Genomic DNA, 25,905 nt, shown 5'->3' on the forward strand with positions numbered 1-25,905 from the left:
CTCCTCTATCACTCTAAAATAATTTTTTCACCGCGTTGCGGCAATATTCTTTCACCATACGGATTCACCAGATTTTCTGGTTTCAGCGTATGGATTGGAACCAATCGTTGGGGCTCGATCCATGCAATGATCTGATCTAAATCAGCTGGTTTCGCATGTCCCGAGTTTGGCAAACGGACAAATTCGATCTCCAGTGCTGCCAGTTGATCCAAAAAGACTTGATAAGCTGGATCAAAATCGCCTAACGGCTGCGCATCACTGTGAATATACAATCCACCTGTTTGCAAGTTTTCAAAATGCGCGACTGCTTGCCAAAGGTACTGGCTCGTGTCGGCACATAATGCCTGATAAGAAATGGCGAAGGCTGGATCGAGAGTCGCTGGTACTTGATCATCGATCGTATAGAACGGTACATCTTTATTGAAAATTTCTTTCAACAAAGCAGCTTGCGTCGCCTCTAAAACAACCGTCCGCGGCGCGGCTTCAACAAGCGCCATAAAGCGCTCAACATTGGCTGGATAGCCATTGAAGGTAATTTGTCGTTGGGGATTTTCTTTGACCAAACGCACGAAGGTCTCAATCAATTCTGTTTCACTTTCCACCGTGATCGCTTTGGGGTCCGGTTCTCTTTCTGGGAAGCTGATGCTGACCCCTTCCATCATCAATAGATCCGTGTGTTTGGCTAATTGACAGAATTCTTTGGTACGCTCTGGATGATAGCCATGCAAACGCAAATCACCGGTATAAGCGATAAAATGATCCGGCGTGCGAATTAACAAGGCCGCCGCACCGTACGCATCATGATCGACTGGAATGATCTCGACTTCGATTTCCCCGACCCGAATCACATCATGGGGTTCTAAGCCGATCAATTCACGGACAAAGCTTTTTTCTTCATGAGGAACGGGCAGCAAGAAGTCCCCTTTTTGATTCAATACTTCGAGGATCGCTTTGGTTTCCTTCAAGGTGTACATAGGAATATTTGGGTCTAAAAAGTTGATCATCTTGGAATGATCCAGATGGGCGTGGGAAAGAAAAACTGCTGTTTCTTGGTATTCTTTCGTTTCGCTTCCTTGGTACGTGTAGTCTAAGCGTGGATCGTAGACATTTTTCAGTTCTGGTATCCAGCGATGCGCAACTAACGTTTGTAATTCTTCATCTGGTAAGGGTGTTTCTGGATGATACTCCGAACCGAAATCAAAAAAGATATGGGCATCTTTGTACGCAACTTCGATGACGGTTCCTCCAATCGTTAAAATTCCGCTATGGAAGGTGATCGTTGTTTTATCCTTTGATGCCATCTTTAGCCACTCCTTTGATAATTTCTTTTCTAAAGATCAAGTAAATGATCAGAATTGGAATGACGGTCAAGGTCGCTGCCGCCATTTGTAAATGAACGTCACTGCCGCTTTCTGTGGTAAAGGCAGCCAATCCATTATTTAAGAGACGGTATTTTTTCTCATTCGTCACTAACAACGGCCATAAGAAAGAATTCCAGCTAGAGATGAACGTCAGAATCCCGACTGTCACCAAGGCTGGTTTAGACATGGGGATCAAAATTCGGCGGATATAAGCTAGGTCGCTGGCACCGTCAATTTTGGCTGCCTTATAAAAGGTATTAGAAATACTTTGTAAATAACCGTTTAAATAATAGATGTAAAAAATACTGGTCAGAAACGGAATGATCAAGGCACTATACGTATTCAATAAGCCCATTCGAGCAATCGTATTGTAATTGGTAAAGATGATCGATTCATATGGAACCATCAGTAAGGAGATCATCAAACCAATCACGAGACGCTTATATTTGAATTCAAGACTCGTTAATGCAAAAGCAGCTAAAATTGCCGTGATCAGCGTCGCGATAGTCGTCACCGCGGAAACGAAGACCGTATTAAAGAAGTAGCGTAAAAACGGTGCTCGGGTAAAAACTTCCCCGTAGTTGCTCCACTGGAAAGACTCTGGCATGATCGTCGGTGGAATACTGGTTGCTTCACTGTAGGTCATTAGACCAGCTAAAATCATATAGACAAAGGGAAACAGCGTGATCACTGCTAAAATTGCTAAAAACAGCATCGAAACAATCGTGACAATTTTTTTCATTCGTTTATTCGCCCACTTTCTTCAAAAGTTTATTTTGGATAAAGGTGACGAGCAAAATAATGATGAACAAGATCACGGTTGCCGCCATTGCAATCCCCGGACGTCCGGCGATATGGAATTTGTCATAAATATAAAAGACTGCCGTGGTTGCACTGCGGGCGATCCCTGGCTGTCCGCCAAACAAGGCATATACTTGAGTATAGACTTTAAAGGCACTGATCAGATTGACCGTTAACAAGAAGGCAAAAGTCGGGATCAACTGCGGAAAGGTGATTTTCCGAAAAATCTCGCCATCGGTGGCGCCAAACATTTTTGCGATTTTGTAGTGTTCTTTGTCGATGTTGCGCATTCCTGCCAACAAGATAATAATGTTGAAGGCGAGGCTCGTCCAAACGCCAAAGATGATCAAGGTCGTCATACTCATATTGACATTATCCAGCCAGTTGACTGGTGGAATGCCGACAAGACTCAACAAATAGTTGATGATCCCGTAAGAGCCATTGAAAAAGTAGCGAAACACGATCCCGATGGCAATCGTACTCGTGACATAAGGCATAAAAAAGATCGTTTCAAAAAAACTTTTGTATTTGACTTTTTCAAAAATGATCCACGCAATCGCTAAAGAAAGGATCAACGCGATCGGTACGACCGCAAAAGCAAAGAGCGCCGTATTTTGCAGTGCTCGAAAGAAGACTGGGTCCGTTAAAACCCTTTGATAGTTCTCAAGCCCAGCATACTGTTGGTTAATCAAGGTTCCTTTTTGGAAACTCATGATGAAGGAACGAAACAGCGGATATACACTGAATAAGAAAATAATGACCAATGAAGGCAGTAAAAACAGCCATGCTTTCGGTTGGTTCTCAGGGTTATAATTTTTTTTGAACATTAGTAGACCCGCTCTCCTTTTTCATCAAAGATAAAGGCTTTTTTGTAATGAAAATCAAATGACACTTGCGCGCCTTCTTCAATGATTTCTTCAATACTAACGATCGATTTCATATGTTTAGCAGCCAGATCAAAGTTCAAGATTCGTTCTCGTCCGATCAGCTCCACACTCTTGATTTCTGTTTGGAACAACCCCGTTTGTAAGGTGGTCAGCACATCTTCTGGACGAATACCTAACGTATATTGGCCGTCTGTCAATGGTTTCTTGAAGCGAATGTCGGTAAAGCGGTCAACTGGGATCGTGAATGCTGGATGGATCATTTGTCCCTCTTTGACTTCTACTGGCAAGATGTTGATGATTGGATTACCAATGAATTTCGCTACGAAAAGATTGTTTGGTTCTAAGTAAAGGTTTTGCGGATCATCATTTTGTTGAATGATCCCTTCATTCATCAAAATAATCTTATCACTGATAGAAAGAGCTTCTTCTTGGTCATGAGTCACGAAGATCGTAGTGATTCCTACTTCTTTGACTAACCGACGAATTTCTTCACGGATCTTCAAGCGCAAACGGGCATCTAAGTTACTCAATGGTTCATCCAGCAGTAACACTTCTGGACTTTGCACCAAAGCACGAGTAATGGCGACCCGTTGCTGTTGTCCACCGGAAAGGGTTCCTGGTTTTTTCTGACTTAATTCTTCAATATTGGTCAGCTTCATGAACTTTTCAGCAATTTTCTGTGCTTCGTTTTTCTTGATTTTTTTCTCTCCGACTGTCAAGGGAAACATGACATTTTCTAACACAGTCATATGGGGATAAAGGGCATAGTTCTGAAAAACAAACCCGATATTGCGGTCTTTCGGCTCCGTCTTAACAACGGAAGTACCATTAAAGCGGATATCACCATCGGTGGGACTTAACAACCCCGCGATCAAATTCAATATCGTCGATTTCCCGCAACCACTAGGTCCCAACAAACAAACCAAATCGCCTTTTTCTATTGTAAAATCTACTGCTTTCAAGGCTTCGAACTTATTATCAAAAACCTTCTTCAACCCGACTACTTCTATCAAAACTGCCCCTCCATTTTCTCTTTTTCCTCCGAATAGTTGACTGGCATTTCAAGTCACAAAAAAAACGAACTCTTGATGTTTCGGTCAAACGCTCAAAGAAATTCGATTTTAATCATAACAAACGAATGTTTTTATTCGATACTATTATTGTAAATGTTTTGTAAAAACCAATGGGAATTATGAAAGAATTTTTAATTAATTTACCAAACAATGAGAAAACGATGAGTGATTCAAAGGGAATTCTACCCGCTAATCCCGAACATTTCGTCATTTTTCGAAAATTTTCATGAAAAAATGAATGAATTTTATCAAATATACATACCTGTGTATAATAACACTATTTTTACACAACTTTTTTATCAAAAGCACCCTTATTAAATACTTACTAAAATCGTCAGTATCTCTCCGATTAAAATAACAAAAAAGGACGGTTTCCCCAAAGAAAACAATCGTCCTTTTTCCCCTTCAGTTATTCGACTTCATCGATCGTCAACGTCAGCAATTTCGTTGAGACTTGCTCAAGAAAATAACGGTCGTGTTCAATGATCAGCATAGAAGGCTCCACCAAATGGATTACTTCCTCTAATTGCTTCTGATTGAAGACATCCAAATAATTCAGAGGTTCATCCCAGATAAACAATTCTGCTGGTGTTGCTAATGATTTGGCTAGTTCCACGCGTTTACGCTGCCCCATGCTCATTTGCTGGATCGGCGTTTGAAAAACAGCTCTTTCCAAGCCAAGTTTTTTCAAATTATTTAGCAGATCTTGATAATTCAAGCCATGTTCTTGGGCAAACTCTGTCAGCATCCCACAATTGTCCTCGTAGTTTTGTCGAACATAACTGATGGTGATCCCATGGGCTGTTTTGATCGTCCCTGTCTGCTGTCCTTCGAAAGTACCTAAAATACTCGCAATCAAACTGGACTTGCCAGATCCGTTGGCCCCTTGAATCCCCAAGCGCTCTTTTTGACGGATCGCAAACGTCAGCGGTTTAAACAAAGGCTTCTCATAGCCGAGCTGAAAATGCTCTGCTTCCAGCAACACGTCATGATGGCTAACAAGCGGGGTCATTTTCAGAGGATCGATCCACTCAATGTCTTTTAACAACGCAGACTTGTCTTGAATTTGATCTTCCATCCGTTTAACGATCGCTTTCGAGCGCTTCATGGTCCGTGCCGCTCGGGCACCGATCGCCCCCGTATCATAGATTGCCCCACTGCCTTTTTTGGTCGGCGACCCTAATTTGTCCCGTTCGCGTCCTCGGGACCACTCCGCTTTCTCGGCTGCCGTCTGCTTCAAACGACCGATTTCTTTTTTCAACTTGCTGTTTTGTTCTTGCTCATAGGCATCTTTTTGCTGCTTTTGCAGTTCATAAACTGAATAATTCCCTTTGTACAACACCAAGCGGCTTTTTTCGATCGCCAATACATGATCGACGACTTCATCGACAAACTGTCGATCATGGCTCACAACGATAAACCCGGTTTTTTGCTGCAAATAGCGGGCAACATGTTGGCGAGCGGTCACATCCAAATGGTTGGTTGGCTCATCGATCAAAGCAAAATTCTCTTCATCAACGAACAAACGCGCCAATAGAACTTTCGTTTGCTCGCCGCCAGATAAAGTGGCAAAGGGCCGCCAAAGAACTTCTGGATCAAGTTGCAGCAGGTTCAATTCTCGTTCCAAACGCCACTGCTCAAATTCACCGGATTCTTGTAAAACAAAAAGCGTCAGTTGCTGATCGTCAGCGACGGTTAAGGGAAAATAAACGAATTGCTGCTCATGGGTAATCGAGCCGCTATAAGGCAATTCATTGAGCAGCAAACGCAGCAAGGTCGTTTTGCCGCGACCATTTCTGCCAATCAACCCTAATTTCCATTGAGTATCAAGGTTCAAGTTGGCATCCTCAAAAAGCAACCGTTCCTGGCTATCAAAGCCAAAAGTTAAATGATTAATACTGATATTCGACATAAATATACCTCGTCTCTATTCACGGAATAGAGTAGACTAAAGCTATTTTCAGAATCAGTTTTTAGAGGTACACAAAAAGATCCCCCATTGAAAAAGTCAACCAATCCTGAAAATCTGCAGACTATCCCCTTGGAGGAACAGTTTCATGCAGCTTTCAACAAATTGGTTAATTTTTCAATGGAGGATCCCTCATTTCGTTTAATAGTGCCCTAAGTATAGCATTGATCGACAAAAAAGCGCAAGCTTGCTATTCCTTGCTATTTCAACTTTATATTTTGTTCACAAACTATCCCCGCTTTTGATGGAAACACTTCATTAAAAAACAAAAAAAACCATCAGGTTGGTTAGTCCTGATGGCAAAAGGAGTAAAATGAAAAATAAAAAGGTTGTTGGTTGTGAATTCATTATACCTCCGATAAAAAAACTTTACATGTGAAAAACATAACAGTTAAATTAAATAACTCTTGTTTAACTTGAATGTTTATCATTTTTTTAACAATAAAGCGGTCATCCGTTGGATAGCAAAAGAAATTTCGTCCGTTGCTTCATCTTGCTTAGCTTCAGCTGCATCAAAGGCTTCTTGGTCGATTTTGTTATCCAGACTCAAAATCATCTCATCACAGCCGGCAACATATTTCATATACGCTCGCTCGAATTTTTTATGGATCCCCATCACATTCGCTGGTGGACGCAATTTGCTGATTTTTTCCAGCATCAAGCGGTATTTGTCTGTGCCTTCTTTAAAAATTCTGGTAATCTCAGCTAGCCGCTCAGGTGTTACCTCTGCTTCTTTCTTCTCGTCGATCGCTTTGCGGATCTCTTCATAATTGGGATTCATTTTCTCCCCGATTGCTTCTGTTTCTTTGACAAGATCGTTGATTGTTTGTACATAAAAACCTAAGTTTGGTCGCACAGTGGGTCCCCTACTTTCTTTGTTATTATCTTCTATTTTACCGTTTCTTGCTGCAAATGAAAAGGTCAAGAAACAGCCATAGGGTTTATCGAAAATAATCCAGCAAAAAAAGGCCTGCTGCCCATGGAGAAGGACAGCAGACCATTCGTTGTTTTTCTGTTTATTTTTGGCTTATTTGCGTCCCATTGCTCGTTGGATCGCTTTGACGATCTCAACGACTGGAATGATCGCAAAGGAGGCGCCTAAAACGATGCCCCATTGATACAAGTCAAGGTGTGCGACACGGAAGATATCGTTTAATCCTGGCACAATGAAGATCACTAGCATCAACGCAAAGGACAACAGGATCGCCCAGTTGAAGGCTTTGTTTCTAAATGCTCCTACTTTAAAGAGCGACTGATGGATCGATTTGACGTTGAAGGCATGGAACAATTGCATCAATCCTAACGTGGCAAAGGCCATCGTTAAGGCATCGGCATGGATCGCATCATACGTATTGTGGACGGGCCATTGGATCGCTGACCAATAAACAAACAGCACGGTTGCCGCTTCTAAGATCCCTTGGTAGATGATACTACTCATCACACCACCGGAGAAGAAGTTGGAACTGCGTCCCCGCGGTGCATGCTTCATTAGATCTTTTTCAGCAGGCTCCATTCCTAAGGCAATTGCTGGGAAGGTATCGGTTACTAGGTTGATCCAAAGCAAGTGGATCGGCAATAGCGAGTCCCAACCCCACAAGGTTGCTAAGAACAAGGTCAAAACTTCCCCTAGGTTAGCGGCTAGCAAGTATTGAATCGCTTTTTGAATATTGGAGAAAACTTTACGTCCTTCTTCCACTGCTACGACGATCGTAGCAAAGTTGTCATCTGCTAGGACCATATCGGAAGCACCTTTAGAAACTTCGGTACCTGTGATCCCCATGCCAACACCAATATCGGCTTGCTTCAGTGATGGTGCATCGTTGACCCCGTCACCGGTCATGGCAACGACTTTGCCTTCTTGCTGCCAAGCTTTGACGATGCGGACTTTATGTTCTGGCGATACCCGCGCATAGACTGAATAGTGGGCTACCTTTTGGGCAAACTCTTCTTCGCTCATTTTATTGAGTTCAGCGCCGGTCAAGACAGCATCATCATCGCCCGGTTTGATGATCCCTAAACGTCCCGCAATGGCTTCAGCTGTATCCCGGTGGTCTCCGGTGATCATGATGGGACGAATCCCAGCTTCTTTGGCTAAACGTACCGCATCGGCTGCTTCTGCCCGTTCTGGGTCAATCATTCCGACTAAGCCAGCAAAGACCAAATCATTTTCGACGATTTCTGATTCTAAGTTTTCTGGCACTTGATCTACGTATTTGTAGGCCATTCCCAATACCCGCAGCGCTTGTTTTGCCATATCGGTATTGTTGAATAAGATTTTTTCTTTTTCTTCATTCGTCATTGGTAGCTCTTGGCCATCCAATAGTACTTTTGAGGTTCTGCCTAGTAAGACATCCGGTGCACCTTTGACAGCAACTAAATAGCGGCCGTCTTCTTGTTGGTGGATCGTACTCATAAGTTTTCGGTCAGAATCAAAGGGCAGATCCGCTATCCGTGGTTCTTGATTGACGAGATCCCGCACATGGAATCCTTGATCCATCCCGAATTGCACCAATGCGGTCTCGGTCGGATCACCGATCAAGTTGCCTTCTTCACCAAATTTTGTATCATTGGCAAAGTTCATGACTTTTAATGCCATGTTGTCTAACGGAATATCTTCTGAAGCAGCATGTTGTTTGTTATTGACATACAATTTTTCCACGGTCATTTGATTCAACGTCAAAGTACCAGTTTTATCAGAAGCGATAATATCCGTTGCCCCAAGGGTTTCAACCGCTGGTAATTTACGGATCACTGCATTTCGTTTCGCCATTACTTGCGTACCTAAGGCTAAGATGATCGTTACGATCGCTGGCAGCCCTTCTGGGATCGCCGCTACTGCTAATGAGATCGAAGTCAATAGCATGTCGACCCATGACGTATTGTTAAAGATCGTTCCAACAAAGAACATGATCACTGCAATGATAATGATGGCGATCGTCAGGAATTTTCCTAGTTCATTTAAGTTACGTTTCAATGGTGTTTCGGTTTCTTGGGCGCTAGCTAGCATGCCAGCGATTTTCCCAACTTCGGTTCCCATCCCTGTATTGACCACGACCCCTTTTCCGCGGCCATAGGTCACATTACTGTTTGAATAAGCCATATTGACGCGATCGCCGATCCCGACATCCGTCCCTTCGATGACAGTCAATTCTTTTTCGACTGGTACGGATTCACCGGTCAAAGCGGCTTCTTCAATTTTTAACGAACTTGCTTCTAAGAGGCGTAAATCTGCCGGTACGACATCGCCAGCTTCTAATAGGACAATATCCCCCGGAACCAATTCATCGCTCTTGATGGTGACGGTATGACCATTACGCAGGACATTGGCATTTGGTGTGGACATTTCTCTTAGTGCTTCGATGGCCTGCTCTGCCTTTGCCTCTTGAACAACACCCATGATCGCGTTGATAATGACAACTGCTAAAATAATAATTGAGTCCACGACTTCATGGGAAACGACTGCTGAGATAATCGCCGCCGCTAGCAAAACGATGATCATCAAATCCTTGAATTGCTCAAAGAATTTTTGTGCCATCGATTTCTTTTTGCCTTCTTCTAATTCGTTGGGACCATACTCAGATAAGCGTTTTTGCGCTTCATCGTTCGTTAATCCATTGGCATCTGTTTGCATTTCTTCCAGAACATGCTGCGCTTCTTGCGCATAAAACGCCTGCGATAGCTGCTCCTTTTTGTTTTCTTCTGACATGTTTCTCCTCCTTTTATACTTACTCTTCCTTTATTGTACATGATATGAAAAAAAATAGACTTATGTATGCACTGTCTAAGCATACATAAGTCTCACTGTTTAAGACAGCACCAGAAATTTCTTTCAGGATGGTGATACTGCCGCAGATAAAATCCGCCAATTACTCCCTCATGTTCATATCAATAACCTACATTATACAAAAACTTTTCGGGTCTGGCAATTTTATTTTCGCTGAAATTCAACAAAGAATTTCTCTTAAAAATCAAGCGATGACCGAGCCGTTTGGCATGCCTTTTGGCGCTTCCACGATTTGCAGACGACCATCATTGTCTTCTGCAGAAAGGATCATTCCTTGGCTGACTTGCCCCCGCATTTTCCGTGGTTTCAAGTTGGCAACGATCACGACTTTTTTGCCGATCAAATCTTGTGGTTCTGGATAAAATTCAGCAATCCCCGATAAAATTTGACGATCTTGATCATCTCCCGCAGCTAAGCGGAATTGTAGCAGCTTGTCGGCCCCTTTGACTTTTTGACAATCAACGACTTCTGCCACTTTTAATTCGATCTTGTCGAAGTCTTCGTATTTGATCTCGGCTTTGTCTGATTGCAATGTGGTTTCTTCTGGATTCCATTTGACTGTTTCTTCTGGACTTTGTGTCCCTTCAGCCATTTTCTTTTGGATGTAGGCTACTTCTGTTTCAAGTTCCAACCGAGGGAAAATCGGTGTGCCTTTGGCAACGACTTTCGTGCCACTTGGAAATTCACCAAAGCGTAAATCTTTCAGATCCATGGCAACAGAAGCCAGTCCTAATTGTTGGAAAATGTTGGCTGGTGTTTCTGTCATCACCGGTTGCAATAAGATCGCAACGATGCGTAAGCTTTCCGCCAAATGAACCATCACACTGTTTAATTCCGCGCGCTTTTCTTCTTCTTTGGCTAACACCCATGGTTGGGTTTCGTCAATGTATTTGTTGGCACGGGAAATCAATGTCCAAACTTCTGACAATGCCGTACTGAATTCCATTTTATCCATGGCTTCATGGTAACGACCAACCACATTGGCCGCAGTCGTTGACAGCTCGCTATCAAAAGGCGTTACTTTTGAGGCATAATCGGGCACTAAGCCATCACAATATTTATTGATCATGGCGATCGTCCGATTCAGCAGGTTGCCTAAGTCGTTGGCTAGATCGTAGTTCAAACGAGAAACGAAATCTTCTGGTGTAAACACACCATCGCTACCAAAAGGAACCGCCCGTAATAGATAGTAACGCAACGCATCTAAGCTGTAGCGCTCCACTAACATTTCTGGATAAACGACATTGCCTTTTGATTTCGACATCTTGCCGTCTTTCATCATCAACCAGCCATGACCAAAGATTTTTTTCGGTAAGGGCAAGTCTAAGGCCATCAGCATGATTGGCCAATAGATCGTATGGAAACGCACGATTTCTTTCCCAACCATATGCACGTCAGCTGGCCAGTATTTTTGGAACAAGGAATCGTCCTCTGAGCCATAGCCTAATGCCGTAATATAGTTAGATAACGCATCGATCCAAACATACACCACGTGTTCAGGACTAGCCGTGACAGGAATGCCCCATTTAAAGGTCGTTCTGGAAACAGCCAGGTCTTCTAAACCTGGTTTGATGAAGTTATTCAGCATTTCATTTTTGCGTGATTCTGGTTGAATGAACTCTGGATGTTCATCATAGTATTGAACCAAACGATCGGCGTATTTGCTCATGCGGAAGAAATAAGAAGATTCCTTCACCAATTCTACCTCATGACCGCTTGGCGCTTTGCCGCCGATGACTTTGCCCTCTTCATCTCGGTAAACTTCTGCTAATTGCGTTTCAGTAAAGTATTCTTCATCAGAAACAGAATACCAGCCTTCATATTCACCAAGATAGATATCTCCTTGATCAAGCAATTGCTGGAAGATTTTTTGAACGGCTGTTTTATGGTAGTCATCCGTTGTACGGATAAATTTGTCATAACTGATGTCTAGTGTGTTCCATAATTTCTTGACGTCAGCTGCCATTTTGTCGACGTATTCTTGCGGATCTACGCCAAGTTCTTCTGCTTTTTTCTCGATTTTTTGACCGTGCTCATCGACACCCGTTAAATAAAAGACATCAAAGCCCATCAATCGTTTGTATCGTGCTACCGCATCACAAGCGATCGTCGTGTAAGAATTCCCGATATGCAGCTTGCCGCTTGGATAATAAATTGGCGTCGTAATATAGAATGTTTCTTTTTCAGCCATGGACGCAAGTCCTCCTTTTCACTAGTAAAGTGTATACTTAGGTAGTATACAGTTCGCAACCCAAAAATGCTATAAATTTAATCAAAAAAGCGGACATAATAAGACCTTTCTTCATGCTCTAAAAGAAGCAAAGGAATCGTTTTCGTCCTTAAAACGCAGCAAATAAACCAGCAGATTTGAGTATTTCTTTTCTACTAGTTATCATAGCGCAGATAGCCGTTCACTTCAATGTTCTAGGGGAAGAATCTGATCCTGACAACGAATCTCATAAGAAATAAAGGTGTTTTATCTCTCTTTGATTAACAGGTACTTCTTTTGCTATAATGAGGAAGACTTCTCTTATAGAAAGGAACGCTATGACTCGAAAAAACAAACAGCATTTTTTGCTTTTAACCGCGCTTTCTGTGGGGCACTTGCTCTTTTCAACCACAGGTTACCCCTTTTTATTTGCTTACTTCAACAGCCATGATTACGCGGCGCTTTTTGCGACAGCGCTGGCAATCCTACGGGTAGCTTTTCTGCTATGGATCGCTCTTTGGGGCTATTTAGCACTCAAAGAACACCCTCGGTCTTCTTGGCTTTATCTCGCACTGTTTTTCATTAATTTGATCGTTCCTTATTTTTTCCGTTAAGGAAAACCATCGCGCTCAGTTACTTACTTTATCTAAGGCAGGAGAAACCAATGAAAGAATTTACCTCAAAATCAGCTGAAAAACACTACTATGAGAAAGAAGCTTCTGAAGCAGACTTTCTTACGTGGTATCAGGCACAAGATCAGCCGAAATACGAGAAACCCTCCGTAACCGTCGATATGGTGTTGATGTGTTACAACAAAGAAGAAGAACAACTCAAAATTGCGCTGATCCAAAGAAAAGGCCATCCCTTCCGCAATTCTTGGGCATTGCCGGGGGGCTTCGTCAATCCGAATGAATCGACAGGTCAAAGTGTGATCCGTGAGACCCAAGAAGAGATCGGGGTCACTATCTCCAAACAAAACATCGAACAGCTGCACACCTTCAGCACCCCTGGTCGTGATCCACGTGGGTGGGTAATCACCGTCAGCTATTTGGCATTTATTGGTGAAGAGCCCTTAAGTGCTGGGGACGATGCGAATCAGGTACGCTGGTTTTCTCTGGAAAGAAAAGCCAATCAAATCTATTTGACCAGCGGTGAGATCGAGATCATTCTTGACCTGGTGACTGGTGCCTCTGTTGGAAAAGATACGCTGGCTTTTGACCACAGCGCGATCATTCTCAAAGCCTTCAAACGGGTTGCCAATAAGATGGAGCACGAGCCGCAAGTGCTTCTTGTGTTAGGCAAAGACTTTACGATCACGGAAGCCCGTAAAGTATTCGCCAAGTTTTTAGGGATCGATTTTAAAATGATCGATCATTCCAACTTTAAAAAATCCATGCTTCAATATTTTACGGAGGTCGGCGAAAAGCCCGTTGGCATCGGGCGTCCCTCAAAGATCTATCGCTTAAATGACGCATTTTTAGGTGATAAAATGTAAAAAAAATACAACCCCCTGCTAAACCATAGTTTGGCAGGGGGTTGCTGGTTAATCATAATTAGTGAACGTGGTTCCTAGAAACAAAAATCATAAAGATTTTTTCTATACCCTAGGCGATCCCTGGCGTTCCTTCCAGTTCAAGCAGATCAGCTGCTCATTTCGCCTGAGAGCCGCTCTAGCTTCTGTTGGTCCTGCGTGTCCAACGTGACAAAACGCAGTTCTTTGCCGTACCACTGCGCTTTGTACTGGATTTTGCGAACAAACTGATGCCAATCGCTGATGCTGTAATGACCGGCTTTTAGAACCGTTTCTTCAGCAATTTGTTCCAAATAGATTGTATCGTACTGTTTTACGAGATGATAACTGACTTGATCGATGAATTCCCGCTTTTGACAGCAGTGAAAACGATAGAGGCGAGCGACTTTTCCTTTTAGCTTCTGATAATTTCGTGCCTGAGTCAAAAGGATTTTTTTCCGTTTGACCGCCGTAGCTTTCACCTGAAGTTTGCGTTCTGCTCGTGTCAGCTTCTGTTTTGTTTGGATCGCATGCTCACAAGTGACCGGTACCGATTGGTTGGCTTTGATCAGCTGCTGCGGATCATAAACAACCGCGATAGACGCTTGCTGTTTCGGGAGTGGTGTGATCTCTTCCAAACAAAGAATCGAGATATAAAACTCTTCATTGTTTTTCGCTGAGATCGTTGCCGATTTGATTTTCCCTTTGATCTCCCGATGCTTTTTTACTGGAACCAGTGTTTTGAGCTTTGGCAGCTTGATTTGATCCTCTTCAAAGTAAATGGTGTGCTGCTGATTATTCGTAGTATACGATTGCCAAATACTTTTTTTGGTTTTCATTTTTGGAAAGCCAGCCCGCTTTTGAAAGTAATTTCGAAACGCTCGGTCCAGATTCCTTTGTGCATTCGCCAATGCCAAACTATCGGTCTCCTTCAAAAAAGGATACTCCTTTTTTAGTTTGGCTGGCGTCAACCCTTGCTTTGCTTCATTGTTGGCCAGCTCCTCCATCCTCGCCTCCAGCAGTTGATTGTACGTAAACCGAACACAGCCGAAGGTTTCGATGAAAAACTGTTTTTGCTGTCCATTAGGATAGATCCGAAATTTGTATGCTTTTAAAACACCCAGTTTCATCTCCTCCTAACACTCCCTATACCTTTGACGCTAGTTCCCCTTTTTTTGTGCTAACTTTTCTTGGTAGATCTTGGCTTCTTGTTTCGTGGCATAAACGAAATGTCCTGGTGCGATCTCTTCCATTGCTCGTTCTTGGTTATCGTTTGGTTCGCTGACGTATTTGATCCGTTTGCGTTGACGCTCATGGTCAGGATCTGGCAGCGGAATCGCTGATAAAAGACTTTCAGTATACGGATGGACCCCGTAATGATAGATTTCATCACTGGTTCCTACTTCTAGCAGTTTGCCGTTGTGCATCACGCCGATCCGATCGCTGATGTGTTTGACCATCGATAAATCATGGGCGATAAACAAGTACGTCAATTTATGTTCTTCTTGCAGATCTTGCAGCAAGTTGACAACTTGGGCTTGGATCGAAACATCCAATGCCGAGATCGGTTCATCACAAATGATGAATTTTGGATCGACGGCTAATGCTCGGGCGATTCCGATCCGCTGACGTTGTCCCCCTGAAAATTCATGAGGATAACGGGTTCCATGACTTGGGTTTAGTCCGACGGTTCGCAAGAGTTCATCCACCCGATCATTGCGTTCTTTTTCATTTTTAGCTAATCCGTTGATATCGATCCCTTCGGCAATAATGTCGCGAACTTTCATCCGTGGATTCAAGGAGGCATAAGGATCTTGGAAGACCATTTGAACTTCCCGGCGAAAATCAGCCAGCGGTTTCTTGCCTTTGATTTTCATAACATCTTGTCCATCAAAAAGAACTTCGCCTCCGGTAGGATTATTCAAACGAATCACCGTCCGTCCAGTGGTCGATTTTCCGCTTCCGGATTCACCTACTAGACCAAAGGTTTCTCCTTCATAGATTTGGAAGGAGATATCATCGACGGCTTTGACTTCGTCTTTGCGGCCAACGTTAAAATATTGTTTGAGATTCTTTACTTCAAGTAAAACTTTTTCCAACCGTTTCTCCTCCTTTAGACAGATGCCTGAGTATTTTTTTCTTGGAATTTTTTCCAGCGAATCAAGATCTCATCCGGCGGAGTTACCTTCGGTGCTTGCGGCGCTAACAGCCAAGTTGCTGCTTTGTGGGTCGGTGAAACATCAAAGAACGGCGGTTGCTGTTCTGCATCGATCTGCAAAGCAAATTCGTTTCGTGGATAAAAAGCGTCCCCGGTTGGCGGGTCCAACAGATCCGGCGGTGAACCAGGAATCGCGTACAAACGATCGCCTGTCCCTTCTAACGTTGGCATCGAACCCAACAAGCCCCAGGTGTATGGATGTTGCGGGTTGTAGAAGATTTCTTCTGCGGTGCCCACTTCGACGATTTTCCCACCATACATCACGGCTACTCGGTCAGCCACATTGGCAACGACACCCAAGTCATGGGTGATAAAGACGATGGACGAATTGATTTTCTTCTGAATATCTTTTAATAACTCTAAGATCTGTGCTTGGATCGTTACATCCAATGCAGTCGTCGGTTCATCTGCAATTAAGATCTGTGGGTAACAGATCAGCGCGATCGCAATAACGATCCGCTGCCGCTGACCACCCGAAAATTGATGCGGATAATTTTTCAAGCGTTTCTCAGCATTCGGGATGCCGACAAGGTTCAGTAATTCCAACGCTTGTCGCAAGCCCTCTTTTTTACTGATTTTGTTGTGTTTCATCAATGACTCTGCCACTTGCTTGCCAATCGGCATCGTTGGGTCTAGTGAAGTCATTGGATCTTGGAAAATCATGGCGATTTCCTTGCCACGGATTTTTTGCAGTTCTTTTTCGGATTTTTTCAAAATGTCCGTCCCATTGAAGAGGATCTGGCCATTATCGACATTGGCATTGCTGGCTAACAACCCCATGATACTGCGGGTTGTCACGGACTTGCCGCTCCCGGATTCGCCCACGATCGCCAAGGTTTCTCCTTTGTATAGATCGAAACTGACATCGCGGATTGCTTGGACTTTCCCAGCAAAGGTGTCAAAAGAAATTTCTAAGTTTTTCACTTCTAAGACTTTTTTCATAGCAATCACTCTTTCATTTTCGGATCAAAGGCATCACGCAAACCGTCTGCCAGCAAATTGAACCCAATCATAATCACAGACAAGGTCACAGCCGGTACCCACATTTGGTAAGGCAGGAACAAGAAGGTTTTGTAGCCATCGCTTAGTAGCATCCCTAAAGATGCTGAAGGTGGTTTTAATCCTAGCCCAATAAAGCTTAGGAAGGCCTCGAAGAAAATCGCCGAGGGAATACTGAACATCATTTGTACGATGATCACGCTGGAAATATTTGGTAATACGTGTTTCATCGCAATCTTAAGACGGCTTTCCCCCAGCGTTGTTGCGGCTAAAACGAATTCCTGATCTTTTAGTTTCATTGTTTGGGCCCGTACGATCCGCGCCATTGGAATCCAGTTAGTGATCGCCATTGCTGCCACGATCGAGAAGATCCCAGGTTCGAAAACTACCAGCATTAAGATCATTACCACCAAGTTGGGAATACCTGATAAGATTTCTAGGAAACGTTGCATCACATTATCGATTCGTCCACCTAAAAGACCAGAGATCAAACCATAGGTTACACCAAAGATGATATCTAGCATCGCTGCGATAAACGCAATCAATAAGGAGATACGTGTCCCTACAAATAGACGACTCAATAAGTCACGACCTAATCCATCCGTTCCTAAAAGGAAATATGTCCCGTCAGGTACATTGGCAGCTGCATACTTATCTACTAGCTCGCCTCCCACCATCGCATAGCCGTTTAAGCCATTGATGTTGATACCGGGAATTTTCGGCGGCAGATTTGTAAAGGTCACATTTTGCGCGGTCGGATCATGTGGCGAGACAAAAATGGTAATGATTGAGATCGTAATAATGATCAGCAACAAAACGATTGAGAAAACAGCGGCTTTGTTCTTTTTCAAACGACGCCATGAATCTTGGAAAAAGGTTAATGAGGGGGTTGCGATCGCTTCACGCTCTTCATTGGTATTTTTTTGTAACGGTTGAAATTTGGCTGCATCGATGGCAGCAACATCATTTGCTGTGTAAGGTTTCTCTGCCATTAGCCACGACTCCCTTCTGAAACTCGGATCCGCGGATCAACGATTCCATATAAAATATCAACAACAAGAATCACAAAGACCAACATTGCGGAATAAAGGATCGTTACCGCCATGATCGTTGGATAGTCATTGGTCATGATTGATTTTACGAACTGTTCACCGATACCCGGGATCGCAAAAATATTTTCTACGACAAGGGAACCAGTCATCAAACCGACAGCTAGCGGTCCTAACAACGTCAATAACGGAATCAAACTATTCCGCAAACCGTGCTTGAAGGCAATTTCCCAGCGGCTCAAACCTTTTGCTCGTGCCAACTCGACATAATCACTATGCAGCACTTCCACCATCTCGGTTCGAATAAACCTAGCGGAATCCGCTAACGGCGACATCGCTAAGGCGACGGTCGGTAAGATCGTGCTGGCAAAGGTCTCCCACTTGGCAATCGGCAAGATCCCTAGTTTGATGGCAAAAATATATTGCAGCAAAACGGCAAAGACAAAGTTAGGGATCGAACGCCCTAAGATCGCCACTAAGGTAGACGTTGTGTCGACCCAAGTATTTTGTTTCATTGCAGAGATCGTTCCTAAAATGATCCCAAAGAAGGTACCAAAGATGATCGCTTGTAGTCCTAGTTGCAGTGAAGGTCCGATTCTTCCTGATAATAAATTCGCTACTGGCTGGTTTTTAAATTGGAAAGAGATCCCAAAGTCACCTTTTAGTAGATTGGTCAAATAAAGCCAATATTGGGTAATGATCGGTTTGTCCAATCCTGCTTGCTCATTTAGCAAGGCAATTTGTTCTGGACTTAATTTTTCAGCATTCGTATATGGTGTTCCTGGCAAAAATTGCATCAAGAAAAAGGTGATCGTGGCAATCAGCCATAATGTTAAGACCATGTAGAACACTCGTTTCAATAAATATTTCAAAAAGCTGTTCACGCAGTTTCCCCCTTAAGTATTTTGACTTCTATTCAATAATTATGTAAATTAACATAGTACGAATCATTAAAAAGGAGTCAGATCATGAAAATAAAAAAAAGTAGTGGGCTCATACCCCTCCTATGCCTCGCAATTTCTGGCGGATGGTTAGCCATAAAAAATGAATTTTCCATAGCAGCTCTTTCAGATGCCCTTTTCTTGTGGGCGCTGTTCTTTTTGATCATTGGCGGTTTTTTATGGGTATTTGCTTCTGGTTTCTTTGACCATTTTCAATATTCCATGAAGAAAGCTTTTTCCAAAAATAAAACAGATTATCTGAAATTATCCCAAGTCGGCAAACAGAGTTACGCCTTTTGGTTATGGCCTGGTGTCTTCTTGTTATTCCTTTCATTGCTCTTTTTAATGATTGCTACTAGTTAATTTCACTCTTATAGTTTTACTCATTGAAATGAGAAGCAAAAGGCTGAGACAAGAAATTGTCTCAGCCTTTTCTTCGGCATTTCAAGTCAACTACTCGTGATTATTCGATTGATGTCCACTTGTAGTCGTATTGTGCGCCCGCTGCGTGAGCAACAACACCTTTGACTTTTGTTGCACGTAAATGTGCTTCCGCTTTTTGATAAACTGGAATGACACCTTGTTCATTCATAATGATTTTTTCTGCATTGACTAAATCTTCCCAACGTTTGTCAGGGTCATTGGCATTGGTCGTACCTGCTGCTTTTACAGCTGCATCGTATTCTTCACTGCTCCATTGACCACGGTTGTATGAGTTACCTGTCGTAAACAAGTCAGTAAAGCTACTTGCATCGGCATAGTCAGCACCCCAACCGCCCATTACTGTATCAAAATCACCCGCATTTGAACGATCCAAACGAACAGAGAATGGAACTGGACTTAACGTGACTTTCACACCGTCCAATGTTTTTTCGATCGTGTCTTGCAAGTACTCAATGATTTTCTTGGTTGAGTCTGTATCAGAAGCTAAGATATCAAATTCTAATGAATCGATTCCTAATTCTTCTTTGGCTTTTTCCCAATATTCTTTTGCTTTCTCTTGATCGTAGCTAATGACGCTGCCAGCTGCTTCTGTGAAGTCTGTATGATCGCCAGGACTGAAAGTCATGCCTTCCGGAACCAAACCACTTGAAGCAATTGAACCATCACCTAAGATGGATGTTACTAAGGCATCACGGTCGATCGCATAAGAGATTGCTTTACGCAAGTTTTCGTTACGGAAAGGTGAATCTTCATCACGTTGATTCAATTCTAAGTAAGAAGTCGTTGCTTCTGGTTGAGAAACGAATGCTTCGTCGTTAGCCATCTGTTGCGCCAGTTCACCTGTTAGGATGACATCATCTGCTTGACCATCTTGGAAAAGATTCAAGGCAGTTGAGGATTCTTTCACGACGCTTACGTTGATTGTTTGTAATTTAACAGTGTCTTTGTCCCAATACTGATCGTTCTTTTCATAAGCCCATTCTGTATCCGTTCCTGGTCCATCAAAACCAGTCAGGACAAATGGTCCATTATAAACGGCATTGTCGCTTGTTGATGCATATTTATCGCCATTTTCTTCCACTACTTTTTGATTTTGTGGGAAGAATGATGGGAATGCTAATAAGTAATCAAAGTAAGGTGTTGCTTTTTCTAGGGTGATTTCTAATTCATAATCCCCCACTGCTTTGATGCCTAGCTCTGATGGATCCGTATCGCCAGCTGTGATGGCATCCGCATTTTTGACTGGTGAAAATAGATACGCATATTCTGATGCAGTTTCAGGTTTGACCGTCCGTTGCCAGCCATAAACATAATCCGCTGCTGTAACAGGGTCACCATTTGACCATTTCGCATCTTCACGCAATTTGATCTTGTAAGTTAGTCCATCCTCGCTGACTTCAGCTGCTTCAGCTGCACCAGCAGGTTGTGGTGTGCTGTCAGCATCCAAACGATACAGTCCTTCATATACATTGTTCAATGCACTGAAGCTGATCGTATCGGTTGCTAATGAAAGATCCGCACTTGGCATTTCTTGTGAAACCACTACGTTAAATACTTGTTCTGCGTTGCTATCGCCGCTAGTTGCTGTGTCATTGCTTGAACTATTTGTTCCGCCTGTTGTACAGCCGGCTAACACCACGCCACACACAGCTACTAAACCATAGGCCCATTTATTTTTCATCCTGTCCTACCCCTTAATTGAATTAATTTTCAGAATAATCATTCGATTTCTGAAGTTAGATAAGATTTTAATTAATAATTATTAAAAAAGCAATCCCTTTTTCGATAAAAAACACCTTTGGAAGAAAGTTTTCTTGGTATTTACTTACCTTACTCTCATCAAACATTCGTTAAATGCTATTTTTCCTTTCTTTATTTATAAGAAATAAAGCGAAAAAAATAATAAAAAAACATGGTTAAATGTAACTTACATTCATTTTCTGTCTGCTTTTTTCATTTCAGTCATCAAAATGAGAAATGTCTGATAGAAAAGCAAACATGCAGAAAACAAGGATGATTTCTTATCAAATTCAGACAAAAAAGACCTGATCGCATGCTTACTGATCAGGTCTTTTCATTTTAAGAACTTTTGTTTTGTCCTCGAAAGGATGTCCTTCAATGATTAATGGATCGCGCCGCCAATCGCTTTTAAATCTTCTTTGTCGGCATAATCAACGATAGCTTCCACTGCTGCAGTTAATCCTTTGGCGATGTCTTCGATGCTCATTGCAGGCTGTCCTGCTTTATCGACGACTTGCTGAGGAATAAATGGCACGTGAATAAAACCGCCTTTCATTTCAGGGTATTTTGTATCGATCATGTATTGTACTTGATACATGATGTGGTTGCAGACGAAGGTTCCAGCAGTATTAGAAACGGCTGCAGGTATTCCTGCTTTTTTCATATTTTCTACCATTGCTTTGATTGGCAGTTGTGTGAAGTAGGCAGGCTTTCCTTCTGTTTGGATCGCTTCATCGACGGGTTGATTGCCTTCATTATCAGGAATCCGGGCATCATCCACATTGATTGCCACTCGTTCTGGTGAGATGGCAAACCGGCCGCCCGCTTGACCGATGTTTAAGACGACATCTGGGTGGACCTCTTCAATTTTCTCTTCGACGATCGCCGCTGATTTCCCAAATACAGTGGGGATCTCTGCTTTCACGATCTGTGCACCATGAATTGTATCTGGCAGTAATTTCACTGCTTCTAAGGCAGGATTGATTGCTTCTCCGCCAAATGGATCAAATCCGGTAATTAATAGTTTCATTTCCATCATCCTTCCATCTCTGTTTTACCACTAAAATGCCCAAAAGTACATTAAAGCGATGTGGATCACTAACAATAATAAAGCAATTGGGGCTTGTGCTTTAATGACACCATTAGGGTCTTTCATCTCTAACAAAGCCACTGGCAGTGCATTGAAATTGGCTGCCATCGGGGTTAGCAACGTGCCGCAAAAACCAGCGGTCATTGCTAAAGCACCAGCAACAACTGGATCGCCGCCTTGCGCCATTACGAAAGGTACGCCAATACCGGCAGTTATAACGGTAAATGCTGCAAAGCCATTTCCCATGATCATAGTAAAGATCATCATTCCTAAACAGTAAGCCACGACACCGATAAAACGATTGCCTTCTGGCACGACGCCAGAGATTCCTTGAGAAATCACATCACCAACACCAGCAGCGTTAAAAATGACACCTAGTGCTGCTAATAACTGCGGCAAGATACCGGCAGTTCCGACTTGGCGAAGCATCCGGTCGGAATCGTCTAACACTGTTTTTGGTTTAGCGGAAGTTAGCACGACTGCCAACAAGAGTGCTAAGATCGAGGCAATCCCGATCCCCACTTGGCCCCCTAATGGTGTATAAGAAATCACCACAGCGATCAATGCCAAGCTGATACATGGTACGAAGATCGTACTACCGATCCGTTTTGCTGACGCTTCAGCTTTTTCATCATCAACGTCGACGATTTTACCGATCTGTACTTGTTTGAAGAAGGTCAAACAGCCCATCAAAACGATCAAAATTCCGTCCACAAGATACGGCAAAAAATTTCCGAAAGCAAAGACGACCCCTAGCAGTAACCAAAAGGCAGAGGTGCCTAATCGTGTAGGATGGTCTGCTTCACGAAAAACCCGGACAGCCGTCATGATCGACAGCAGCCCAATCAAGATATAAAAGAATTCTAGTAATCCGTTAACGATTCCTTCCATCTATTTCTCCTCCTTCTTGCCATATTTTTTTGCTAATTTGCGATCAAAGAGCAAGTTCGATAACGTGGCAATAACTAAGACGATCAATGCGATCGGCAATGATGCTTGAGCGATCGAACTAGCTGCCACATCATATCCAAGTGATTGCAACGTTCCTACGATCAACAGCACACCAGAAGCAGCCACGAAGGTATTTTGCGCAAAGAAATTCCCGAAATTTTCATTAGCGGCAGCCCGAGCTTTGATTTTTTCCTGATCTTTTTCATCCAGTTCCCCAAATTTATTTTCCCCAGCAGCTTGCGCCATCGGGTTAACGATTGGGCGGATAAATTGCGTATGTCCTTGGATCCGAATAGAGAAAAAGCCAGCAAGTTCCCGAATAAATAAGTACAAACTCAAAAACTTCCCTGGTGTCAAGCCTTTGATTTTTTCAATCAATATGACGGCCTGCTGTTTCAAGCCAAAACGTTCCGACAAGCCGACCATTGGTAATGTCAACAAGAACAGTGTAACGAGTCGATTATTGACAAACGCTTCTCCTAACATTGTTAAAAAATCAACAACAGAAATTCCCGATACAAGCGCGGTGACAAAACCAGCAACGATTACGACAGCAATAGTATCTAGCTTCAGCAAAAAGCCGACTAAAATAACTAGAATACCAATTAATTTAATCCATTCCATCAAATCATCCTTTCACAGTAAGTTATTTTTTAATGAATACCAGCTTTTAGTATAATCTATTTTTTTCTTGTAAAACAATGTTTTTTGAATTTTCTTTACAGGAATACGCTTTCTTTAAGGCGTTTTTTAATTGCTTAGATAATAAAAAACCAAAAGAAGAACTGCGCTTGTGCAGTCCTTCTTTCGGTTTTTTTTGTTTAAGAAGCAGAAGCTTCTTTTTTCATTTGTTTGCTTCGCAGCTGTCCGCATGCTGCGTCGATATCTGTCCCATGTTCTTTACGAATCACACAGTTGATGCCGTTTTTCTTTAAAATGTCATAAAAAGCTAACACATCGGCTTTTTTACTTCGAGCATATTGGTCATGCTCACTCACTGGGTTATAAGGAATCAAGTTGACGTAAGACAATTTCTTTTTATCCTTCAATAATGCTGCCAACTGACGGGCATGTTCCGGTCGGTCGTTGACATGATCCAGCATGATATACTCAAACGTGATGCGACGATTGGTTTTTTCTAAATAATAATCGACCGCTGCCATCAGTTTTTCAATCGGGAAGCTCCGATTGATCCGCATCATGGAGGTTCTGACTTCATTATTTGGGGCATGCAGCGAAATCGCTAGGTTCACTTGCAAGCCGTTCTCCGCAAACTCTTTGATTTTATGCGCCAAGCCGCTGGTTGACACGGTAATATGCCGCGCACCGATCGCTAAACCTTTTGGGTCGTTAATGATCTGCAAGAAATGCATCACATTGTCATAGTTATCAAAGGGTTCGCCGATCCCCATGACGACTACGTGAGAGACCCGTTCTCCCTCGTTGCGTTCATCAAAATAGTGTTGTACTAACATGATTTGAGCCACGATCTCGCCTGCCGTTAAATCCCGCTGTTTCTTTAATAACCCACTGGCACAAAAGGTACAGCCGATGTTGCAACCGACTTGGGTTGTCACACAAACCGACATGCCATACTCTTGACGCATCAAGACCGTTTCAATCATGTGATTGTCGGGCAATTGAAATAAATACTTGACGGTCCCATCACTGGCTTCTTGTACCACCATCTGCTTCAGGGGATTGATCACAAAGGCTGCCGTCAGTTTCTCAATCAAAGGTTTCGGTAAATTGGTCATTTCTTCAAAGCTGGTTACTCGTTTTTCATAGAGCCACTCCCACACTTGGTTAGCTCGAAATTTCTTTTCGTTTTGTTCAGTTATCCACAAAGATAGATCTGATTTGGTAAGTCCATAAATCGATGGGTTCACTTTTTTCCCTCTTTTCAAACTAGTCGCTACATACTATAACTGAATTCTTTGTGAAAAGCAACCGTACCTTGGTTGTTTGTCAAAGCGAAACCGTTGCTCTACTGCGCTGGTTGATCATTTTTTTCGACGCTCAATGTTCCCATCCATCACGCCATCTTACTTGAAATAGCTCTCACAAACATTTTAGTCATAAAAAACAAGCAGCGAATGAACCAACTCCTGTGAAATAAATGGAGCAGCTCTTTCCTGCTTGTTTGCTTTTCCTTGAAGAGATACTCTCTCATGGGCATTGCTTTCTTCACATGATCACCCTTCAAAAGAAAGGACTTGGCCTTCTTTGGCGGTCAACATCCCTCGTTGCGGTGGCTGTAGCTGTAAATAAAGCTGGAGTGACATTTCTAATATCAGTTCTTTGTCTCCTTGTTGAAAAACGCCGTAATAATGGGTCTGTTCCCGTTTCTCTTCATATGTATGACTGACAAGGTAATACCCTTGTTCCATGGTTTCGTTGCGCTTTTTGGTTTCTGAAAGAAAACGGCGAATATGTTTATAAGTAAAGAGAATCAATAAAATGACAACTACTATTAATACTACATACCCCATTGCTTGTTTTACACCTCGATCGTTGATGTAGCAAAGGTCGGCTCCACACCAATACTGATCATCAAAGCAGCATCGACTTCACACATCACTTTATCGTCTAAATGACAAACTTTTTCTTTCAACCGACTTTTGTCGATCGTGCGGATCTGTTCCATCAAAATGACGGAGTCTTTGCCAATCCCTGTGCAAGAAGCGGAAATCCCAATGTGGGTTGGTAATTTCGGCTTCGCCATTTTTGCCGTGATCGCCGCAATGATCACGGTGGGACTGAAGTGATTGCCCAAGTCATTTTGAATGATCAAGACCGGTCGTATTCCGCCTTGCTCCGATCCAACGACTGGTGAAAGATCGGCAAAATAAATATCTCCCCTTTTTACCATAGGACCA

General features: G+C 42.8%; 23 protein-coding genes. 3 read left to right on the forward strand and 20 right to left on the reverse strand.

Annotation, left to right across the window (positions count from 1 at the left end; translation table 11 throughout):
- Positions 1-8: 8 nt before the first annotated feature.
- The 8 genes from IGI94_RS13870 to metG form a co-directional block, all read right to left on the reverse strand.
- Positions 9-1,301, reverse strand: a complete 1,293-nt coding sequence (locus tag IGI94_RS13870) for an MBL fold metallo-hydrolase (RefSeq protein ID WP_005228016.1) — start codon at positions 1,299-1,301, stop codon at positions 9-11.
- The gene (locus IGI94_RS13875) at positions 1,285-2,103 is read right to left on the reverse strand and encodes a carbohydrate ABC transporter permease (protein ID WP_005228015.1); all 819 of its coding nucleotides are present in this window, start codon (positions 2,101-2,103) and stop codon (positions 1,285-1,287) included. Before IGI94_RS13875 ends, IGI94_RS13870 begins: the two co-directional genes overlap by 17 nt.
- A gap of 4 nt (positions 2,104-2,107) precedes the next feature.
- A complete protein-coding gene (locus tag IGI94_RS13880) occupies positions 2,108-2,989 on the reverse strand; it encodes a carbohydrate ABC transporter permease (RefSeq protein WP_005228014.1) in 882 nt (293 codons plus the stop codon).
- A complete protein-coding gene (locus tag IGI94_RS13885) occupies positions 2,989-4,062 on the reverse strand; it encodes an ABC transporter ATP-binding protein (protein ID WP_005233711.1) in 1,074 nt (357 codons plus the stop codon). Before IGI94_RS13885 ends, IGI94_RS13880 begins: the two co-directional genes overlap by 1 nt.
- Positions 4,063-4,531: 469 nt before the next feature.
- Positions 4,532-6,034, reverse strand: coding sequence for a ribosomal protection-like ABC-F family protein (abc-f, locus tag IGI94_RS13890; protein ID WP_086316601.1), 1,503 nt, complete (start codon positions 6,032-6,034; stop codon positions 4,532-4,534).
- A 484-nt stretch (positions 6,035-6,518) separates the two neighbouring features.
- Positions 6,519-6,947, reverse strand: coding sequence for a hypothetical protein (locus IGI94_RS13895; protein WP_005228008.1), 429 nt, complete (start codon positions 6,945-6,947; stop codon positions 6,519-6,521).
- A 171-nt stretch (positions 6,948-7,118) separates the two neighbouring features.
- On the reverse strand, positions 7,119-9,797 hold the full coding sequence (locus IGI94_RS13900; protein ID WP_086332708.1) for a cation-translocating P-type ATPase: 2,679 nt from the start codon (positions 9,795-9,797) through the stop codon (positions 7,119-7,121).
- Between the two features lie 262 nt (positions 9,798-10,059).
- Complete coding sequence (gene metG / locus IGI94_RS13905) at positions 10,060-12,066, reverse strand: methionine--tRNA ligase (protein ID WP_005233704.1); 2,007 nt, start codon at positions 12,064-12,066, stop codon at positions 10,060-10,062.
- A 356-nt stretch (positions 12,067-12,422) separates the two neighbouring features.
- Between metG and IGI94_RS13910 the strand changes: the two genes are divergently transcribed.
- Together IGI94_RS13910 and IGI94_RS13915 are read left to right on the forward strand one after the other, a co-directional pair.
- Entirely contained in the window at positions 12,423-12,698 is a 276-nt protein-coding gene (locus IGI94_RS13910) for a hypothetical protein (protein WP_034872151.1), read from the forward strand.
- A gap of 50 nt (positions 12,699-12,748) precedes the next feature.
- Positions 12,749-13,579: an NUDIX domain-containing protein gene (locus tag IGI94_RS13915; RefSeq protein ID WP_005233702.1), complete on the forward strand. Its 831-nt coding sequence runs from the start codon at positions 12,749-12,751 to the stop codon at positions 13,577-13,579.
- Between the two features lie 146 nt (positions 13,580-13,725).
- Here IGI94_RS13915 and IGI94_RS13920 read toward each other — a convergent pair whose 3' ends face one another.
- From IGI94_RS13920 to opp3b, 5 genes are read right to left on the reverse strand one after another with little or no spacing between them, the layout of a single operon-like run.
- The gene (locus IGI94_RS13920) at positions 13,726-14,724 is read right to left on the reverse strand and encodes an RNA-guided endonuclease TnpB family protein (RefSeq protein ID WP_438899891.1); all 999 of its coding nucleotides are present in this window, start codon (positions 14,722-14,724) and stop codon (positions 13,726-13,728) included.
- A gap of 30 nt (positions 14,725-14,754) precedes the next feature.
- Positions 14,755-15,693 carry an ABC transporter ATP-binding protein gene (locus IGI94_RS13925; protein ID WP_005233685.1) on the reverse strand — a complete coding sequence of 313 codons (939 nt, stop codon included), beginning with the start codon at positions 15,691-15,693 and terminating at the stop codon, positions 14,755-14,757.
- Between the two features lie 14 nt (positions 15,694-15,707).
- Positions 15,708-16,760: an ABC transporter ATP-binding protein gene (locus IGI94_RS13930; RefSeq protein WP_216593164.1), complete on the reverse strand. Its 1,053-nt coding sequence runs from the start codon at positions 16,758-16,760 to the stop codon at positions 15,708-15,710.
- A complete protein-coding gene (locus tag IGI94_RS13935; RefSeq protein ID WP_005233683.1) occupies positions 16,760-17,803 on the reverse strand; it encodes an ABC transporter permease in 1,044 nt (347 codons plus the stop codon). The genes IGI94_RS13930 and IGI94_RS13935 overlap by 1 nt, the downstream gene beginning before the upstream one ends.
- Positions 17,803-18,744, reverse strand: coding sequence for an oligopeptide ABC transporter permease (opp3b, locus tag IGI94_RS13940; RefSeq protein WP_005233681.1), 942 nt, complete (start codon positions 18,742-18,744; stop codon positions 17,803-17,805). The genes IGI94_RS13935 and opp3b overlap by 1 nt, the downstream gene beginning before the upstream one ends.
- An 84-nt stretch (positions 18,745-18,828) precedes the next feature.
- On the opposite strand from opp3b, the gene IGI94_RS13945 reads away from it, so the two are divergent.
- Positions 18,829-19,164, forward strand: a complete 336-nt coding sequence (locus IGI94_RS13945) for a DUF3899 domain-containing protein (RefSeq protein ID WP_005227990.1) — start codon at positions 18,829-18,831, stop codon at positions 19,162-19,164.
- 100 nt (positions 19,165-19,264) lie between these two features.
- On the opposite strand, the gene IGI94_RS13950 is transcribed toward IGI94_RS13945, so the two are convergent.
- The 7 genes from IGI94_RS13950 to IGI94_RS13980 all read right to left on the reverse strand — a co-directional run bounded on the left by IGI94_RS13950 (position 19,265) and on the right by IGI94_RS13980 (position 25,898).
- The gene (locus IGI94_RS13950; protein WP_438899892.1) at positions 19,265-20,926 is read right to left on the reverse strand and encodes a peptide ABC transporter substrate-binding protein; all 1,662 of its coding nucleotides are present in this window, start codon (positions 20,924-20,926) and stop codon (positions 19,265-19,267) included.
- 441 nt (positions 20,927-21,367) lie between these two features.
- Complete coding sequence (gene pcp, locus IGI94_RS13955) at positions 21,368-22,015, reverse strand: pyroglutamyl-peptidase I (protein ID WP_008379428.1); 648 nt, start codon at positions 22,013-22,015, stop codon at positions 21,368-21,370.
- 30 nt (positions 22,016-22,045) lie between these two features.
- The gene (locus IGI94_RS13960) at positions 22,046-22,966 is read right to left on the reverse strand and encodes a DUF979 domain-containing protein (protein WP_005233677.1); all 921 of its coding nucleotides are present in this window, start codon (positions 22,964-22,966) and stop codon (positions 22,046-22,048) included.
- Positions 22,967-23,650, reverse strand: coding sequence for a DUF969 domain-containing protein (locus tag IGI94_RS13965; protein ID WP_005233676.1), 684 nt, complete (start codon positions 23,648-23,650; stop codon positions 22,967-22,969).
- A gap of 197 nt (positions 23,651-23,847) precedes the next feature.
- On the reverse strand, positions 23,848-24,915 hold the full coding sequence (gene rlmN, locus IGI94_RS13970) for a 23S rRNA (adenine(2503)-C(2))-methyltransferase RlmN (RefSeq protein WP_010749104.1): 1,068 nt from the start codon (positions 24,913-24,915) through the stop codon (positions 23,848-23,850).
- 306 nt (positions 24,916-25,221) lie between these two features.
- On the reverse strand, positions 25,222-25,518 hold the full coding sequence (locus IGI94_RS13975) for a hypothetical protein (protein WP_005233673.1): 297 nt from the start codon (positions 25,516-25,518) through the stop codon (positions 25,222-25,224).
- A gap of 8 nt (positions 25,519-25,526) precedes the next feature.
- A complete protein-coding gene (locus tag IGI94_RS13980) occupies positions 25,527-25,898 on the reverse strand; it encodes a type II toxin-antitoxin system PemK/MazF family toxin (RefSeq protein ID WP_005227961.1) in 372 nt (123 codons plus the stop codon).
- Between the last annotated feature and the right edge of the window lie 7 nt (positions 25,899-25,905).

Origin of the sequence: Enterococcus sp. AZ149, assembly GCF_051714285.1 — a bacterium.
GTDB classification, from domain to species: Bacteria; Bacillota; Bacilli; order Lactobacillales; family Enterococcaceae; genus Enterococcus_D; species Enterococcus_D entomosocium.

What these genes read in the sequence shown, in the direction of transcription:
- IGI94_RS13935 (WP_005233683.1), bottom strand. Translation starts at nt 17,803, where the DNA reads ATGGCAGAGAAACCTTACACAGCAAATGATGTTGCTGCCATCGATGCA.
- IGI94_RS13870 (WP_005228016.1), bottom strand. Translation starts at nt 1,301, where the DNA reads ATGGCATCAAAGGATAAAACAACGATCACCTTCCATAGCGGAATTTTA.
- IGI94_RS13875 (WP_005228015.1), bottom strand. Translation starts at nt 2,103, where the DNA reads ATGAAAAAAATTGTCACGATTGTTTCGATGCTGTTTTTAGCAATTTTA.
- IGI94_RS13950 (WP_438899892.1), bottom strand. Translation starts at nt 20,926, where the DNA reads ATGAAAAATAAATGGGCCTATGGTTTAGTAGCTGTGTGTGGCGTGGTG.
- pcp (WP_008379428.1), bottom strand. Translation starts at nt 22,015, where the DNA reads ATGAAACTATTAATTACCGGATTTGATCCATTTGGCGGAGAAGCAATC.
- IGI94_RS13965 (WP_005233676.1), bottom strand. Translation starts at nt 23,650, where the DNA reads ATGGAATGGATTAAATTAATTGGTATTCTAGTTATTTTAGTCGGCTTT.
- IGI94_RS13880 (WP_005228014.1), bottom strand. Translation starts at nt 2,989, where the DNA reads ATGTTCAAAAAAAATTATAACCCTGAGAACCAACCGAAAGCATGGCTG.
- IGI94_RS13960 (WP_005233677.1), bottom strand. Translation starts at nt 22,966, where the DNA reads ATGGAAGGAATCGTTAACGGATTACTAGAATTCTTTTATATCTTGATT.
- metG (WP_005233704.1), bottom strand. Translation starts at nt 12,066, where the DNA reads ATGGCTGAAAAAGAAACATTCTATATTACGACGCCAATTTATTATCCA.
- IGI94_RS13915 (WP_005233702.1), top strand. Translation starts at nt 12,749, where the DNA reads ATGAAAGAATTTACCTCAAAATCAGCTGAAAAACACTACTATGAGAAA.
- IGI94_RS13980 (WP_005227961.1), bottom strand. Translation starts at nt 25,898, where the DNA reads ATGGTAAAAAGGGGAGATATTTATTTTGCCGATCTTTCACCAGTCGTT.
- IGI94_RS13920 (WP_438899891.1), bottom strand. Translation starts at nt 14,724, where the DNA reads ATGAAACTGGGTGTTTTAAAAGCATACAAATTTCGGATCTATCCTAAT.
- IGI94_RS13945 (WP_005227990.1), top strand. Translation starts at nt 18,829, where the DNA reads ATGAAAATAAAAAAAAGTAGTGGGCTCATACCCCTCCTATGCCTCGCA.
- IGI94_RS13910 (WP_034872151.1), top strand. Translation starts at nt 12,423, where the DNA reads ATGACTCGAAAAAACAAACAGCATTTTTTGCTTTTAACCGCGCTTTCT.
- IGI94_RS13900 (WP_086332708.1), bottom strand. Translation starts at nt 9,797, where the DNA reads ATGTCAGAAGAAAACAAAAAGGAGCAGCTATCGCAGGCGTTTTATGCG.
- abc-f (WP_086316601.1), bottom strand. Translation starts at nt 6,034, where the DNA reads ATGTCGAATATCAGTATTAATCATTTAACTTTTGGCTTTGATAGCCAG.
- IGI94_RS13975 (WP_005233673.1), bottom strand. Translation starts at nt 25,518, where the DNA reads ATGGGGTATGTAGTATTAATAGTAGTTGTCATTTTATTGATTCTCTTT.